At 53.8% G+C, this 16542-nt stretch carries 12 protein-coding genes; 9 read left to right on the forward strand and 3 right to left on the reverse strand.

Annotated features, from left to right (window positions below):
* Positions 1 to 54 precede the first annotated feature (54 nt).
* The 8 genes from KJ970_07745 to KJ970_07780 all read left to right on the forward strand — a co-directional run bounded on the left by KJ970_07745 (position 55) and on the right by KJ970_07780 (position 7806).
* On the forward strand, positions 55 to 777 hold the full coding sequence (locus tag KJ970_07745; GenBank protein ID MBU2690808.1) for a hypothetical protein: 723 nt from the start codon (positions 55 to 57) through the stop codon (positions 775 to 777).
* Between the two features lie 115 nt (positions 778 to 892).
* Positions 893 to 2053 carry a phosphonate ABC transporter ATP-binding protein gene (locus KJ970_07750; GenBank protein ID MBU2690809.1) on the forward strand — a complete coding sequence of 387 codons (1161 nt, stop codon included), beginning with the start codon at positions 893 to 895 and terminating at the stop codon, positions 2051 to 2053.
* Positions 2054 to 2247: 194 nt separating this feature from the next.
* Positions 2248 to 2910: a DJ-1/PfpI family protein gene (locus KJ970_07755; protein MBU2690810.1), complete on the forward strand. Its 663-nt coding sequence runs from the start codon at positions 2248 to 2250 to the stop codon at positions 2908 to 2910.
* 37 nt (positions 2911 to 2947) lie between these two features.
* A complete protein-coding gene (locus KJ970_07760; protein MBU2690811.1) occupies positions 2948 to 4411 on the forward strand; it encodes a T9SS type A sorting domain-containing protein in 1464 nt (487 codons plus the stop codon).
* A gap of 4 nt (positions 4412 to 4415) precedes the next feature.
* Positions 4416 to 5438, forward strand: a complete 1023-nt coding sequence (locus tag KJ970_07765; GenBank protein ID MBU2690812.1) for a permease — start codon at positions 4416 to 4418, stop codon at positions 5436 to 5438.
* 214 nt (positions 5439 to 5652) lie between these two features.
* A complete protein-coding gene (locus tag KJ970_07770; protein ID MBU2690813.1) occupies positions 5653 to 6192 on the forward strand; it encodes a permease in 540 nt (179 codons plus the stop codon).
* 9 nt (positions 6193 to 6201) lie between these two features.
* Complete coding sequence (locus tag KJ970_07775) at positions 6202 to 6615, forward strand: hypothetical protein (protein ID MBU2690814.1); 414 nt, start codon at positions 6202 to 6204, stop codon at positions 6613 to 6615.
* 60 nt (positions 6616 to 6675) lie between these two features.
* Positions 6676 to 7806: a PLP-dependent aspartate aminotransferase family protein gene (locus tag KJ970_07780; protein MBU2690815.1), complete on the forward strand. Its 1131-nt coding sequence runs from the start codon at positions 6676 to 6678 to the stop codon at positions 7804 to 7806.
* A 60-nt stretch (positions 7807 to 7866) separates the two neighbouring features.
* Here the strand turns inward: KJ970_07780 and KJ970_07785 are convergent, their stop codons facing one another.
* From KJ970_07785 to KJ970_07795, 3 genes are read right to left on the reverse strand one after another with little or no spacing between them, the layout of a single operon-like run.
* Positions 7867 to 11124 carry an efflux RND transporter permease subunit gene (locus KJ970_07785; GenBank protein MBU2690816.1) on the reverse strand — a complete coding sequence of 1086 codons (3258 nt, stop codon included), beginning with the start codon at positions 11122 to 11124 and terminating at the stop codon, positions 7867 to 7869.
* Positions 11121 to 14270: an efflux RND transporter permease subunit gene (locus tag KJ970_07790; GenBank protein MBU2690817.1), complete on the reverse strand. Its 3150-nt coding sequence runs from the start codon at positions 14268 to 14270 to the stop codon at positions 11121 to 11123. Before KJ970_07790 ends, KJ970_07785 begins: the two co-directional genes overlap by 4 nt.
* Entirely contained in the window at positions 14267 to 15466 is a 1200-nt protein-coding gene (locus KJ970_07795; protein ID MBU2690818.1) for an efflux RND transporter periplasmic adaptor subunit, read from the reverse strand. Before KJ970_07795 ends, KJ970_07790 begins: the two co-directional genes overlap by 4 nt.
* A gap of 317 nt (positions 15467 to 15783) precedes the next feature.
* Here KJ970_07795 and KJ970_07800 point away from each other — a divergent pair, with 317 nt between their 5' ends.
* Positions 15784 to 16524, forward strand: coding sequence for a hypothetical protein (locus KJ970_07800; GenBank protein ID MBU2690819.1), 741 nt, complete (start codon positions 15784 to 15786; stop codon positions 16522 to 16524).
* Positions 16525 to 16542: the final 18 nt, after the last annotated feature.

The following is a 16542-nucleotide window of genomic DNA, read 5'->3' on the forward strand; positions in this document are numbered from 1 at the left end:
AGCCGTGACAATTGTTCTTATTCGAAAATTTTGATCATCGTGCTTGTTTCGATAATGGCATTGTCGGTGTTTCCTTCTCTTAATACCAAGGCATCGGAACCCACCGGTGACGAAATTTTAGAGGCCTTTATAAAGGCTACCGGCGGGAAGGATGCCTATAGCGCGCTGCACAATCAGGTCTCGAGCGGATCGATGGAGATGCCGGCCATGGGCATCAAAGCCACCATGATAAGTTACTCTGAAGAACCGAACAAGTCGTACAGCAAAATCGAATCCCCGGCCATCGGAACCATCGAATCGGGCACAGATGGATCCGTCTATTGGGAAATCACAATGATGTCAGGCCCCAGAATTCTTGAAGGCGAGGAGCGGGCCTCCTCCATGCGGGCCGCCACATTTAACAGCACGCTGCTTTGGAAGCAGTTATTCAAGACGGCTGAATATGCCGGCGTCGATACGTTGGACGGCAAGCTTTGTAATACGGTCATCTTGACCCCCAATGAGGGCCAGCCTGAAAAACATTATTTCGACGCCGAATCCCATCTTCTTGTCAAAATCGAAGCGACAATTAACACGACCATGGGAGCCATCAAGATCGAGAATTTCCCGGGTGACTATCGGGAAGTCAACGGCGTCCTCATGTCATATACATCCAGACAGGTTCTTATGGGAATGCAGGAAATGATTTTCAAGAGCGACAAAATCGAATTCAATGTTGATATCCCTGACAGCATTTTCATTGTGCCGGATGACATTACCGCCCTTATGGAGAAGTGAGCCGGGAATGTCCCGAAAACCGCCTTTTCCCCTCAAAGCTCCTTCATCAACAGGTCTGTTCTTGAAACAGACCTGTTTTTTCTCTGTCATTATTATGCTCGGCCTTGGCTCGCCGATGTTTGCGTCTCATGGTGACGGCGCCATTTCTGAAGAGGATCATATGAGGGTGTTAACCTTTCAAGTAAGCGTCCCGCCCGACACCCCCGACACTTCCGGTTTATTCATCGCAGGGGATTTTCAGGGTTGGAATCCGGCCAGCGAGACTCACAAATTAGACAGGATTGATCGGCGGACCTATCAGATCACGCTGAGCCTGCCGTACGAGCAACACATCCAATTTAAGTTTACCCGTGGACATTGGGGTGTTGTAGAGAAGGGTTCCCACGGAGAGGAGATAGCCAACAGAACACTGTTCATTACCGAATCCGGCACACACACATTCACCGTTGCGGCTTGGGCGGATAATCCACCGGTAAAAAACAGCATCACGGGCAATGTAAGCACGATCACTATTCCAGCTTTTGCGAGAAACCGCCGAATCTGGGTCTACCTGCCTCCAAACTACGCCACCGAACCTGATAGACGCTATCCGGTTCTATATATGCTGGATGGACAGAACATCTTTGATAATGCCACGAGTTTTGCCGGCGAATGGGGCGTTGATGAGATTTGTGAACGTTTGATCTTAGCGGGTGAAATCCAGCCGATTATTGTCATCGCCATAGATAACGGAGGAGCTGATCGCGTGAATGAGTACACTCCCTGGCCCGATTCCAGCCGGCGAGAAGGAGGCGCCGCAGACAAGCATCTGCAAGAAATCATTTCCAATGTTATTCCATATGTCAATGACCATTACAAAACAATGACAAATCCAGAACAGACAGGGCTCGCAGGTTCGTCGTTGGGCGGTTTGACGGCCGTTTACGCCGGATTCACTTATCCGGAGACGTTCGGTCTGATTGCCGGACTTTCCCCCTCTATCTGGTGGGATGACAATCATCTTATTCGATATGTTCAATCCAGCAAAAAGCGGCCCTTAAAATTGTACATGGATATGGGAACACTTGAATCCGGCACAAAGAGAGATACCGACAACAGCGGCATCAGCAACAGCATCAGACAGCTTCGATCCCTGCATGGTGTCATGCTGGAGAAGGGCTTCATACCCGGTATCGATCTCAAAAGCTTCGAAGACGAAGGCGCCAACCATCACGAATCATTCTGGGCCGCCCGATTCCCGGCAACCCTCCAGTTTCTTTTTCCCCCGACATTATGACACGGCACACCCTGTCACCAATTAGCCTTTAACTGCAATAATAGCAGCAGGATACGAGACCGTCGCCGGTATTTCCCGTTGCAACCGAGCCTGGAGACGTTTGCGAGACGCCACCTCTGTATCCTCAATCCAGGACGTGGGGAACTCTCCCCGCCGGGGTCGGAGATTTGGAATTCCTGCTGAGGAGGGACAAGATGAGGAAAATCTTCATAACGATTTTGTTGCTATTGCTGGCCGCCACATCAAATGCGGCAATTTCAGCGGCTGAGGGAATCACAGCGGATGTCGACCGCGAATCGGATGAGATTAACATTTTACTCGTCATCTGCTTCCCTTATGGCGCAAACATTAATCTCATGCGCGATGTCATGGAACTCTACGGTTGGAATGTGACAACAACGGCCCTCACGCCGCTGACCGGACCATGTTACTACGGCGGTCCAATGACGGTGGATATACCGCTCACAGATATCACCGACCTCTCTCCATATGATTGTGTCGCTATCATGCAATCAAAGGCATGGTCCGGCACATCACACGCACAACTCTTGAGTAGCCCGGAAGCCCTCGCCCTCGTCGCTCAGGCGGTGAGTGAAAACCTTCTTGTCGCGGCCCATTGCGGAGGAACCCGGGTTCTTGCCGCCGCGGATGTAATCAATGGGGTGAGAGTTACGGGTCATGGATTATATGAAGATGAATATATCGCGGCCGGCGGCATTTATGTCGGCAATCCTTCTCCTCCCGTTCTCGATGGAAATATTTTAACGGTCGTCAGGGGACAATACTACAGCTACCAATTTTGCGATGCTGTCGCGGCAGCAATCGATAGCATGCGGGCGGCCTCCACGAATAATTAAAGTCACCGCATCGGGCATATAAACGAGGAGATAAGTCATGAAGAGAATAATGTCTATCTGCTGTCTGATTTTGGCCGGCGCGGCTGTGGCGTCAGCCCAAACGAGTATTGAATGGGATCGCACATTTGGGGGGACGGCCAATGACGGTTTCCGTTCCATCATAGCAACAGATGACGGCGGGATACTCGCTGTCGGCTTAACCTACTCCTTCAGCGCCAATGCGGATATCTATCTTGCCAAGCTGGACGCACAAGGTGACTCCACATGGACAAAGACCATTGGCGGCGCCGGGAGAGATTATGGGTGGGGAATCTGCCAAACAAATGATGGTGGATATGTAATAACCGGCTATACCACATTAGCCGGATCCGGTGGGATGGATTTGTATCTTATAAAAATCGATACCGGCGGCAATGTACTCTGGTCCAAAACCTATGGTGGAGAAGGAGACGAGGAGGGCCGGGCGGTTTGTGAAACCGGCGACGGACATTTAATCATCTCCGGCTGGACAGAGTCGTTTGGAGCCGGGCAGAAAGATCTCTATTTCCTCAAAGCGGATTCCGCGGGAGATACCCTATGGACAAAAACCTTTGGGGGTGAGGGTCTTGATTGGGGAACAGCGGTCTGTGAGACCAGCGATGGAGCCTATGGTGTGGGTGGGACAATTGGGACAACCGCTTCCAACAATCTCGACCTCTATCTTCTCAAAATTCATGCGGACGGCACCCTGCTTTGGGAAAAAAACTTGGCATCCAGCGGTGAAATTGATGCGGATTTCGGTACAGGAATTTGGCCCACCGAAAACGGGGGCATCGTCATCACGGGCTATGGGAACGACCACACGCTCAATGACGCCGAAGATATCTGGCTCATTCATGTAGATGGTGATGGCAATGAATTATGGAGCCACCGGTACGGCGAGCCCGGCAATTACTATGATTACGGCTGCGCCGTCAGCCGGACATCCGATGACGGTTTCTTGATCTGCGGCGTCACAAAAGAACCCATCACACAAAAAAACGATCTTTACCTTGTGAAGACGGATGCGGACGGAAACAAGCTCTGGTCCCAGGTTATTGAAAATTCCGGATCGCAATGGGGAAGCTCCATTGCCGCATTGACCGGCGACACTTTCGCCATCGCGGGCCATACAGAAGCTTCGGGCGCCGGCCGTTTTGATGGGTGGATCTTGAAGCTTTATGCGCCTGCAGCCGGGCTGGATGAACCGGAAAATGACGGGCACGGCGCTTTCATCAAAATGTCTCCAAACCCCAGCCGGGCGGAGACAAACATCCGGTTCAACCTGCTGCATGCGGCGCGCGTTCAACTTGATGTTGTGGATGCGGCCGGCCGAAGAATCAAGACCTTGCTGGACGAGCGAAAGCAAGGTGGAGAGTACACAGTCAATTGGAATACAGAGATGTTTGGATCGGGTGTCTACTACTATGTACTCATCGTCGATGGCGAGACAACCTCACGCAAACTGGTTCTTCTCAACTAGAACTATGTTACAGGCAAAAGGGGCGCCGATTGAACTTGGGGAGTTCGCTCATAAGAGGGCGCTAATAAAAGCCGCTCTAGTATTGAGCGTCATAAGCTGGATTGGAGATTTCATCTATAAGGCGATCAACGATATCTCATATATAAATCGGAGTGAATGCGTGCTCTATCGTATCTTTCCCGGGATTGCATTCACCATATTCGAATATCTATTTGAGACAATTATCATTGTCTTTGTCAGCATTTACGTTGCTCTTTTGTTTGGCCGTTATTTCCTTCGATTCAACAGATATTTTCCCAAAAACCCGGTGACGGCCTTTCTTTATGGATCCCTTATACCTGTTTGTTCCTGCGCGGCCATACCATTGGTTTCGACCATGAGAGGAAAGATGAAGTTCCAGTCAAGAATCGCCTTCGTTCTTGCGGCGCCCGTGTTATCTCCCCAGATCATTGTTATGTCCTTCTCAATTCTTGGCTTTCGCTATGGAATTCTCCGAATTCTTGCCTCCTTTTTGATGGTTCTTGCTACAGCCCATCTCATGGGATTTTTCAGCGGGGAGGCTGATTCTACGCGGCCGAGGGAACTAAGTTTTGATTGCGCTCGAAATTGCGGCCCTGCCGGAGATGATATTTACCTGGCGACATTTAGAATGTTCAAGAAGGTGCTTCCTTACCTGATCACAGCCGGCATGATTGGGATCGCCTTGGAGAGCATGGACTTGAAAAGAATGATGCTCTTTTTTACGGATATCAACGGGCCGTCAGGGATTCTCATGATCACTCTGATCGGGATCCCTCTCTATTTCTGCAATGGAGCTGAAATCCTTTTCCTGCGCCCGCTCGTATCGCATGGGTTCCCCCTGGGTTCAGCCGTGGCGGTCTCTCTGACGTCCACCGCCATTTGCATCTCTTCCATCGGCCTGTTGTTTCAATTCATGGGCAAGCGGCTGACATTGATATTGACGCTATTGATCCTTGGTATCGCGCTTGTGTTGGCCCTCCTCATCAACGCCATTTTCCCGGCCTAGCCTGTAACCACTTGCATACTATAGTGATAGGCGATATTATAATACTGACACGCGCCATGTCAGCGGATGCGGATCTCTTTTAAAACCACATTTTTCTGAAAACTCATGTGTGGTTGGGTACACTCCTTTTGGGAATCGACGCTCCCGGTTCACAGAAGCCGTCTAAACTGCTTATAGTTTCCAACATTGTATAAAAGGAGGCAGAGTGCCAAGAATGCTCGTTCCGACAATCATTATGGCGGTGCTTGCCATCGGCCTGCTCATTGTCGGTGTGGCAAGGGGTCAGAATGAACACATCGCGGGCCTTAAAGTCGGCATGAGTATGACAATTGAAGTCCTTCCTCTCATCTTATTCGCCTTCATATTGGCTGGGATGATTCAAGTGCTTATTCCGAGCCAAACGATAGGGCGCTGGATCGGACCTGAATCCGGGACCCGCGGCATCTTCATTGGAACCCTCGCAGGCATCCTGACTCCCGGCGGACCCTATGTCAGCTTTCCCATTGTGGCGGGGCTTTTGCGGGCCGGCTCCGGCATAGGCACCACAGTGGCCTTTCTCACGGCATGGTCTTTACTGGGCGTCTCCAGGCTGCCCATCGAAGTGGGGTTGTTGGGATGGCGATTCGCGGCCATTCGCATCCTTTGCACATTTTTCTTTCCACCGATCGCCGGATGGATTGCTAATCTCCTGTTCAAAGGTCTAGGTTGGCGAATGGGATTCCTTCTTCTGCTCATCACCATCATGATTAGATAAGGAGAAATCATGCGCCTTCACACTGTTTTCTTCATTATGATCCTGGGGGCCGCAATGGGAGCCCTCATCATAGGATTACTGGGGCGGGTCGTCATGGTTGTTGTCGCCCTTGCCGCCGCCCATAATCCAAACCTATCTTTAAATGGAATACTGCTTGTGTTGCTTCTTGGAACGTTTCTCGGAGCTATTGGGGGGCTTGTCCTCCTGCTGACAAGGAGTATTTTTCATTTAACAGGAATGGCCGGCGGCGCTGTTATCGGCGTTTTGCTGTTTGTCCTTACCTGTCTGATCACGCTGCTGCGGGGCGGTCTCGACACCTCTCGTGGGCCGCTTCTTCTGGTGACTCTTGGATCCGCCTTGCTTATTTTTATCTTATACGGTGTCGCCCTTAATGGAATGGTAACTCGTCTAGAAAAGAGCTGATCGTCATGTGAAATTTGGTGAGTCATTACCGATATTTTTTGGCTCGTGGAGGATTGTTCCTTGAGAAAAAGCACCCAATGCGTCCACGCCGGAGGCTACAAAGATGAGACGACGCGCGGAATCAACACACCAATCTTCACTTCCTCATCATATGAATATCTCGGGATGGACGATATTCCCTATCCCCGGTATTTCAACACACCAAATCATGACGTCATTGTAAAAAAGATCTGCGCTTTAGAGGGCGCCGAGAGCGGCCTTCTCTTTTCATCCGGAATGGCGGCAATCAGCACGGCCATCCTGGCCTTTGCCGGCACCGGCGATCATGTTGTGATGATGGATGAGCTCTATGGCGGCACACACTCATTCGCCACCGCCGAGTTCGATCGGCTTGGGATAAAGTATACATTTGCCGAAACCGACGCCGAATCGATTTGCGATGCCATAACGGATCGAACCAAGATAATTGTGCTTGAATCTCCAACAAATCCCCTACTCGGTATCATCGATATAAGGAAGGTGGCGGATTTCGCCAAACAGAATTCTATTGTAACCATTCTGGACAACACCTTTGCAACGCCTATAAATCAGAACCCATTCAGACTCGGTATAGATATTGTCATGCACAGCGGCACAAAATACTTGGGCGGCCATAGCGATCTCTGTTGCGGTGTGATCGTGACAACTACGGAAAAGACCTTGCATATCAGGGAATTGGCCCGCCATCTCGGAGGAAGTCTGAACGCGACAACTTGCTATACATTGGAGCGTAGTCTAAAAACCTTGGCTTTGCGGGTCGAGCGGCAGTCATCAAATGCGCAGCGGATCGCCGAATTTCTTGCCGGCCGAAACAGCGTCCGCCGGGTTTATTACCCCGGCCTATCCTCCTCTCCCTCACATGAGCTCGCCAAATCGCAGATGGAGAATTTTGGAGGGATGCTTTCATTTGAACTGGACGAGTCAAAAATCACCGTCACAGAGTTTCTCAAGAGGCTCGAAATTATTCGACCTGCGGTCAGCCTGGGGGGCGTCGAGTCGATTATTTGTTCTCCGGCCGTCACTTCTCATGCAAAAATCTCAGCGGAGGAAAGAAACCGGATAGGAATCAGCGATTCTTTGTTGAGATTATCCGTCGGAATCGAGCACATCGATGATTTAACTGAGGATTTGCGAAAGGCGCTGAACGATTAAAGAGGAATGAACCTCCTCTTGTGCGCTCCTTCTATTGCAAATAACACAGAGTGTTATAGATTAGCGCCACGCCGTCCGCACCACCCGGCGCACCCACAAACCCAGATCATCGAGCAGCGAATATAATGTCGGCGCCAGAACCAACGTCAGGATGGTCGATGTCGCGAGGCCGCTCACCACGACAAGCCCGACCGGACCCCAGCGCCGGGCGAACCCCTCGGATGTGCCGTAGACCATTGGAAGAACGAGAGGCATCAGATTGAGGATGGTGGTTGCGGCGGTCATGAGGATTGGACGCATGCGGTTCTGGCCGCCGCGCAGAATCGCTTCACGCCGCGCCATACCGGCGCGTCTGTATTGATTAATGTGATCGATCAATACGATGCCGTTATTAACGACAATGCCGAAGAGAATCAGCATACCGAGCATGCCGTTGTTATCAAGCGGCACATGCAGCGCCCAAAGACCTATGGAAACACCAATCAAAGAAAATGGAATAGCAAACATAATTGTAAAAGGGTGAATCAGCGACTCAAACAATGAAGCCATGATCAAATAGATCAGCAAAACGGCGAAGAGCAGGGTGAAATTATTATCTTGCGCATCTTCCTGCATCCAGCGCGCCTGACGGCCCAGATCCCATGTATAACCGGGTGGCAAACTGATTGATTCCATCAGAGCGACGACCGGCTCATTCAGAGCAAAGGCCTCCTGCTGGCCCCGGGTGTTGGCGAAAATCGTCAATGTCTGCTGGCGTTCTTGGCGCTGAAGCGATTTGGGACTTTCAGCAAAATGAAAGTCGGCCAGGGCCGCCAATTGAACAGGGTTATCATTACGGCCTTCAAAGGTCGTGTTTTTCAGTTGCTCAAGGCTGACACGATCCTCCTCCTCGAGCTGCAGAACGATCCCTATCTCCCGTTCCGGCGATTTGAAGCTGCTTGTCCTGCGGTCACCGAGGGCTGTTGAGATTGTTGTCGCGACATCCTGCGGCGACAATCCGTACGAAAGAGTCTGTTCTCGATCCACCGCAACCTGGATTTCTTCTTCCCCATTCTCGAGGCTTGTATCCACGCTGACAACGCCCGGTAGTTGGGCCATCTGGGCCTTCACATCTTGAGAAAGGACTTCGAGCACATCGGGATCGATTCCCTTGAGTTGCACCTCGACTCCAAGCCCCTCGCCGGACCAGCCGCGTTCGCGGCCCATTTTGTACACTATCCCAACCTGTTCGGGAAGCCGCCGGCGAATCGCCATGCCGGCCTCCATGGTCGAGAGGCGTCCTTCATCCGCATCAACCAACCGGGCCGTAATCCGGCCGCCCCGTTGATTAATTCTTGTGGATATCGATTCCAGATCCAATGGGCTCGCATTGGCCAAGAGATCCTGCTCGATGCCGTGGAAAAGGGAATCGACCTCCCCCAGGCTGTAACTTCGTTCGGCCTCCACGGTGATGTCGACACGCCGTTCCGGCTGGTGGGGCGATCCATGTTGCTCAATCCGGCTATACAAAAAAATCCCGGAACCCATTAGCGCGACGGCGGCAATCATTGTGATAAGCCGGTGATTCAGGGTCCAGCCCAGGAGTTGAACATAGGATGTCCGCATGCCATGCCGGCGTAAATACCGGATTAGGACCGCTAGCGCCAGCAGTAACAGCAGCAAGCCGAGCCCTGTCGTCCACTCCATCCCCGTGATCGATGCGAGGACGCGGGCGCCGGTCGTGTGGAACCACGCCAGGATCCCTTTCCAGCCGATATCCGTCAGCTTCCAGATTCCGCCCGCCAAAAGGGCGCTAAGAACAATGATCTTTAAACGGCCGTCATAGCGGGCATACTTCGAATGGAACAGACGCGAACTGGCCAATGGGATCACGGTCAACGCCACAAGAGTTGAGACAGCAATGGCCAGGCAAATCGTTAAACCCGCGTCACCCATCCAGCGCGACATGCGGCTCGAGCTGAGAAAGAAGAAGGGAATAAAAACGCACATGGTGGTCAAAGCTGAGGCCACAACGGCCATGCCGACCTCCTTGGTGCCCAGGATGGCGGCCTTCCTCGGCTCCTCGCCTTCTTCCTCTTGCCGGCGGAAAATGGACTCCAGGGTCACAACGGCCGGGTCGACGAGCATACCAATGGCGAGCATCAGTCCCATCATAGAAACCAAGTTCAATGTGATAGGCGAACCAAAGAACTCCCGGGCGATATAGATACCGATGAAAACGCAACAGACGGATAAGGGAATCGCCATACCAATGACAATGGTGCTGCGAATACTGCGGAGAAAAAGGAAGATGATGACAACGGCGAGGAAACCGCCGAGCAGCGCTGTATCCGTAAGCTTGTTCAACTCGCCGAGGACCATCTCGGCGCGGTCCCGAGTCACCCGGATATCGAGTTCTTCATTTTCCGCACTGATCTCCAGCAGCGCCGCCCGGGCGGCCTTAGCTACGTCGACGACATTCGCCGTCGACGCCTTGTAGATCTCGATCTCTACGGCGTCATGGCCATTGAGCCGCTCGTATCGGGTTTTCTCCGGATAGCCGTAGGTAACGCGTCCAAGATCAGATAGTTTTAAATTTCTTCCGGGAATCGGCAAATCACCGATCTCGTCGACAAGCTGGAACTCCCCCTGAGCGCGGGTCTGATAGCGCAATCCGGCGTCCAGAACCCGGCCTACCGAAATGTTAACATTATTTGCGCGGAGTTGCTGAGCCAGAAAATTCAGAGAGATATTATGGGATTCAAGCCGCTGTTGATCGAGTTCTACAATGAGCTGCTTTTCCTCGATTCCATCAATCGTGACATTGGCTACTCCATCAATACGCAGAAGCCGCGGTTCAACCACCTTGCGCACAATATCGAAAAGCCGCCCTTCCTCCCCCTTCCAGGCGAGATCGGCATCGAGGATCGGGCTGTCGTCGGTTTGCCATCTGCGGATTCTGATATTGTCTATCTCTGGAGGCAGCAGCACCCGTGTCTGATCGACCCGGTCACGCACCGCGAGCACCGCCAAATCCATATCAGTGCCGGAAGTAAACTCAATCCTTACATTTGATGAATTGTTGCCCGAGCTTGAGCTAATCGTTTCGAGGTTTTCAAGCAGCGCCAAAGATTGTTCAAGGGGAATGGTGATTTTGCGCTCTATTTCTTCAGGGGAGGCCGACGGATAGTTCACACTTACCGAAACCGATGTTGAAGAAAGGCTTGGAAACGATTCAAGCGGAATCCGCCCGACAGAGATCACACCGAGAACGATGGCCGAGAGAATCAGCATCCCGAGGGTTACCGGGTGTTCGACGGCGAATCGCGCCAGTTTCATCGTGACCGGTCCAGAACGGTATAGACGACGGGGATCACCACGAGGGTCAGAACCGTCGACAACAGCAGCCCGCCGATAACCGTGATCGCCATCGGCGCCCGGATCTCGGCCCCCTCACCGATTCCCAAGGCCATCGGCAGCAGGGCCAGCACCGTTGTTGAAGTCGTCATGAGAATCGGCCGCATCCGCAAAACACCGGCCTTGGCGACCGCCTCAAACTTTTCCATGCCGCCGCGCCGGCGCAATTGATTCACCGCATCGACAAGCACAATGGCGTTATTGACGACGATCCCGGCAAGCATGATGAGGCCGATCAATACGACGACGCTGATCGTTTCGCCCAGCAGCAGCAAAGCGAGAAAACTTCCCACCATGCCGAGGGGAATGGTGAACATGATGACCAGTGGATGCAGCAGTGATTCAAACTGGGAGGCCATGACGAGATAGACAAGGAAAACCGCCAGAGCGAGTGCGAACTTCATGCTGTCGAAGGAACGCCCCATCTCCTCATTCTGCCCGCCGATGGTGATGGCAAATCCATCCGGCAGAGCGATCCCCGCCGTCGCGGCTTTGATATCGGCAACCACGCTCCCCAGATCGCGCCCGGTAAGATTAGAGGTGATGACAACAACCCGTTCCTGGTCAAGGCGGCGGATCTCAGCAGGCCCTTCAACAATTCCGACCTCAGCTACGGCTTCGAGCGCCACCGGAACCGGGTAGGATGCCGGACTGATGATCATCCGCCGCAGGTCGTCGACCGATCGGCGTTCCGCCTCAACCGCACGGACGCGAACCGCAATGTGCCGGTCCTGCTCGATTAGCTCTGTGGAGATCTCGCCTTGAAGCTTATTTCGCAATAACTCGCCGATGTTTTGAATCGTCGTTCCCAGATCAGCGACACGGGTGCGGTCAAAGACAATCTGGATCTCAGGCTGCCCCCCCTCTGCGCTCGATTTGACATCCACCAGGCCTGGAATCTCGCGCATCCGTCCGGCGACTTCAGAGGCCAGCCATGTCAGGGTCTCTAAATTATAACCGGTGATCTCCACCTCAATCGGTGTACGGAATGAAAAGTAGGACGGCCGGGAAAATTTGTAATCGAGGGCGGGCACATCGGCCAAGAGCAGGCGCACCTGATCCATTGCCTTTTCTTCATCGCCCCTTGCGGCGCCCGGCCCCAGGCGTATAAAGAGCTGGCTGAGGTTCTCCTTTTTCTCGTCGGCAAAACCTCCGGTCTGGCCGCTCGCTCCGATCTGGCTGAAAACGGTGCTGATACCGGGCAGATCGAGAATCATGCTATCGATTTGAGACACCAGAACCGTCGTCTCCTCCAGAGGCGTCCCGGCCGGCCACTCCAGATCGACGAGAAATTCGCCCTGGCTCATCTCGGGAATCAGCTCGACACCGAGGGTTCGAGCTTGGAACAACACAACCGCTGAGATCAACAGGAACGAGCCGATTGTTAAAAACCGTCTTTTAAGGCACCAACGCAAGACCACCGGATAAACAGACGCCAATGCGCCATAGACGGCATCAAAACCCCGATACAGAGGTGTCAAGAGCAGCGATATTCCTTTTCCGATGATCCGCAATAACCTTGATAGGCCTCTCAGAAAGGAGGCCGGCCCACGCACACCGATGCCGGTGGATCGTTTTCTTTCTTCATCGCTGAGCGGCCGCATCTCAATCGACGACAGCATGGGAATCAGCATCAGCGCCACGACCAGCGAAGCCAGCAACGAATAGGTTACGGTCAGCGCCTGGTCGCGAAAGAGCTGGCCGGCGACACCTTCTACAAAAACAATCGGGACAAAAACGCAGACCGTTGTCAGCGTCGACGCGATAACGGCCCGGCTTACCTCGCTGGTGCCCTCACGCGCCGCCGCGAGCGATGAGACCCCCAGCTCACGGTGGCGTTGTACATTTTCAAGCACCACGATCGAGCTGTCGACAAGCATACCAATGCCCAGGGCCAATCCACCGAGCGACATGACATTCAGGCTTACATCGGTGGCGTACATGAGAAAGAAAGTGGCAATCACTGAAATCGGAATGGACAAGCTGATGATGGTGGTGCCTTTTAACCGGCGCAGGAAGAGAAAGAGAATGAGAACGGCGAGGATACCGCCGATGACGGCCGTATTGAGAACTTCGCCGACCGATTGCTCGATAAAAGTCGCTTGATCGACGACAATGGTGACCTCGGCATCCCCCAGCAGATCGCCGAAACGGCTCTGGAATTCCGCGAGACGCTCCCGCACCGTCGCCGATACGCTGACCGTATTGGCGTCCCCCTCCTTGAAGACGGCGATTTCGACGCCTTCGCGCCCGTTGATCCGTGTGACAACATCACGCTCAATATGACCGCGCGTCACCGTCCCCACATCCGACAACTTGATGAGCGCGCTGTCGATCTGGGCTATGACGATCTCTTCCATATCTTGGGGACTGGAGTACTCATTCAACGTCCGCACGAGAAATTCGGCCTCACCATCCTTCAGTAACCCGCCGGTGAGGTTCACATTTTCCGCCGCCAGCCGCTCTGTCACCTGGCTGATCGGTATCCCGAGCGCGTCCAGCCGCTGCGTCTCGATCTCCACATGGATTTCTTCTTCCAGCCCCCCCTCCACGCGCACCGCGGCGACACCCTCGAGACTTTCCAGGTCCAGGCGGATCCGATCCTCCGCGACACGGCGCAGCTCCATCAAACTGTTTCCGCCATATAGGGCGATCCGCAATATCGGATCAAGCGAGGGATCGAATCTTAGGAGAATGGGGTTGCCCGCATCCTGCGGCAAACTGACGAGATCGAGTTTCTCGCGGATATCGAGGGAGGCAAAATCCATCTTGGTGCCCCACTTGAACTCGACGATGACATCGGATAACCCGGGGCGGGAGACGGAACTGACGCGCACCACATTGCTGACCACGCCGACCAGTCCCTCGATCGGCTCCGAGATCAATCGCTCAACTTCAGCCGGCGCGGTTCCGGGATATTCCGTACGGATCGTTATCGTCGGATAAACGATGTCGGGCAGGAGATTCATCGATAGGCGGGAGAAGCCGACCATGCCGAAGACCGTCACGGCGACCATGATCATGGTAACGGTGACGCGGCGCGACGTCGAAAAATCGACCAGTCTCAATGGGTCCCTCGTTTCGGCCGCTCGCGGCGTTCCTCTTGCGTCTCTGCATCCGAAGGCTGGCGATCGGAGGGACTTTTCAAATTTGTTGTGTCGGCGGCGGCCTCTATCCCGACATCCCGCACAGCGGCGCCCTCTTTGAGCCCCTCATGACCAACGGTGATCACCCGGTCATCGGGGGTCAATCCGGACAACACCTCGACCCGATCGCCGTCGGTATAGCCGAGCTTGATCCGCACCCGCTGCGCGCGCCCGTCACGCACGGCGAAGACGTCATCGTCATCTGTTTCAAGCACCAGGGATTTCTTGGGGATGATGAGGGTGTTCTCGCGCAGATCGGTCACAATCCGCACCGTGGCGAACATGCCCGGCTTTAACAATCCGCCGGCGGAGGGGACATCTAGGGTCACTTTTACCGTGCCGCTGGAGGGATCGACGCCTGGGTTAATCATTCGAACCGTCGCCGGGAAAACGCGATCGGGCGCCGGATCGACGGTGATCCGGGCCTGCTGGCCTGCGCACAATTGCATCATCCGTTTCTCAGGGACTCGGATCCGGGCCTGCAGCGGCTCGAGATCGGCCACAACATAGACAACGTCATTGGAGTGGACCAGATCCCCGCGCTCGACATGACGCTCCATGACGACCCCATCAATCGGCGAGCGTATATTGGAGTACTCGAGCTGCAGCTTGGCTTGGTCCAGGGCGACTTCGGCGTTTTCGAACGCCGTGCGGGCGGTTTCCAGCGTTTCTGCGCTGATCAATTCCCGGCCCTGCAGTGTTTCCGCCCGTTTGAAGTTGGCTTCTGTTTGATCCCGATCAATTGTCGCCTGTTCAACGGCGAGTTGAAGCTCGTCCTTTTCCAATTGCAGGAGCAGCTGACCGGCCTGCACGACATCGCCCTCTTCAGCGGCAAGTTGTCTGGCGAGCCCTTGAACCCGTGACACCACCTCAATCCACCGCTCCGCCTCGAGGCGGGCATGGGTCTCGATGTAACTGGACATCTCTCCGCGTTCAACGGGCTGAGTCTTCACCGGCAGGGCCGCCTCACTTCCGCCGCCACTCCAGGCGCCCCGGCGGTCGCCGTGGGAAGCCTTCTCGTCTCCGGACCCACAGGCCGCAAGATGACCGGCCAAAACGACGACGATTATAGAGACCCACAATTTCAAGACGTCTCTTCCAACTCCTCGAAAACCCATGAGGCGCTTCCTCTCTCGAAAACCCGACCCTCGCAAGAACCCACCTCCCCCGAGCATATAGCAGAAGCGTCCATAAGGAATCTGCCGATTTCCCTCTCTATTTTCAGGTACACCGCCGGACACAGAAAGTGGATTGATCCGATCTAATTACTCACTCGCTCATAATAAGTTGCATGCCATCAGCCGGAAAATCGCGGCGCGTCCATGGATCCTCAATATGCCTTGGTCCCCAACTCACTAAAGGGTATAATGTAGCTGACAAACATGACCTTGTGTTCGCGCTCGAGTATCAGTGCAATATCACTGGAGGTGATGACATGAAACGGCTCTTGTCATTCATGGCGGCCTTATCTCTCTGCAGCGGTCTCGCATCGACCCGCGTATCGGCGGAGGATGGAAATGCGACGAGTCTTGGTTATCACGCAGGCACACAAATCATTCCAAGACCGGAAGAAATCTGTCCGGGGACCACATTTCTCCAAAATGACGATGAGTCCTTCGAGAATGGCTATTGCTGGCGATACGGCGGCTGCGTTCCACCCAATTACGGCGCTTGGGCCGAGTGTTACGACGCCGACTACGTCTGCGGGATCCAACTCATGCTGACCCAGGTCGGCAATTTCAGCGGCCAATCGATAGATATCTATGTTTGGGACTACGATGCTGATGGGAATCCCCCGCCAGGACCCGATCCAGGTAATGTTCTATATATGATATCAGGTCTGATTCCCGATCCCCCAGCCCTCTGGCCCGAAATCTCTCAGCACAATTATCAAGTGTGTACTTTTACAAACGGACCGCACTTTGTCGGATATTGGGGTAATTGGCCTTCCGGGTCTTGTGCCTTCTTTACGGCGGCTGACGAGAATGGATTCGGCATCGGCTGCCCCCGGACCAGGGTCACGGCCGGGTCAGCCTATGGAACCGGTTGGGTCCCTGTCAACCTGGCCTTCCCCAACTGCCTGGATCTTGGCATTCGGGAGTATGCCGGAATGGGGGATTGCCAGCCCACACCGAATCGCAGCACGAATTGGGGAATGATCAAGGCGCTTTATTAAGGCCGTTGCGGCGGCTAT

It is taken from the genome of Candidatus Eisenbacteria bacterium, assembly GCA_018831195.1.
Taxonomy (GTDB): domain Bacteria; phylum Eisenbacteria; class RBG-16-71-46; order CAIMUX01; family JAHJDP01; genus JAHJDP01.

Excerpts from the sequence above, each read along its gene's own strand:
- KJ970_07745 (MBU2690808.1), top strand. The coding sequence starts at position 55 with ATGGCATTGTCGGTGTTTCCTTCTCTTAATACCAAGGCATCGGAACCC.
- KJ970_07750 (MBU2690809.1), top strand. The coding sequence starts at position 893 with ATGTTTGCGTCTCATGGTGACGGCGCCATTTCTGAAGAGGATCATATG.
- KJ970_07755 (MBU2690810.1), top strand. The coding sequence starts at position 2,248 with ATGAGGAAAATCTTCATAACGATTTTGTTGCTATTGCTGGCCGCCACA.
- KJ970_07760 (MBU2690811.1), top strand. The coding sequence starts at position 2,948 with ATGAAGAGAATAATGTCTATCTGCTGTCTGATTTTGGCCGGCGCGGCT.
- KJ970_07765 (MBU2690812.1), top strand. The coding sequence starts at position 4,416 with ATGTTACAGGCAAAAGGGGCGCCGATTGAACTTGGGGAGTTCGCTCAT.
- KJ970_07770 (MBU2690813.1), top strand. The coding sequence starts at position 5,653 with ATGCTCGTTCCGACAATCATTATGGCGGTGCTTGCCATCGGCCTGCTC.
- KJ970_07775 (MBU2690814.1), top strand. The coding sequence starts at position 6,202 with ATGCGCCTTCACACTGTTTTCTTCATTATGATCCTGGGGGCCGCAATG.
- KJ970_07785 (MBU2690816.1), bottom strand. The coding sequence starts at position 11,124 with ATGAAACTGGCGCGATTCGCCGTCGAACACCCGGTAACCCTCGGGATG.
- KJ970_07795 (MBU2690818.1), bottom strand. The coding sequence starts at position 15,466 with ATGGGTTTTCGAGGAGTTGGAAGAGACGTCTTGAAATTGTGGGTCTCT.
- KJ970_07800 (MBU2690819.1), top strand. The coding sequence starts at position 15,784 with ATGAAACGGCTCTTGTCATTCATGGCGGCCTTATCTCTCTGCAGCGGT.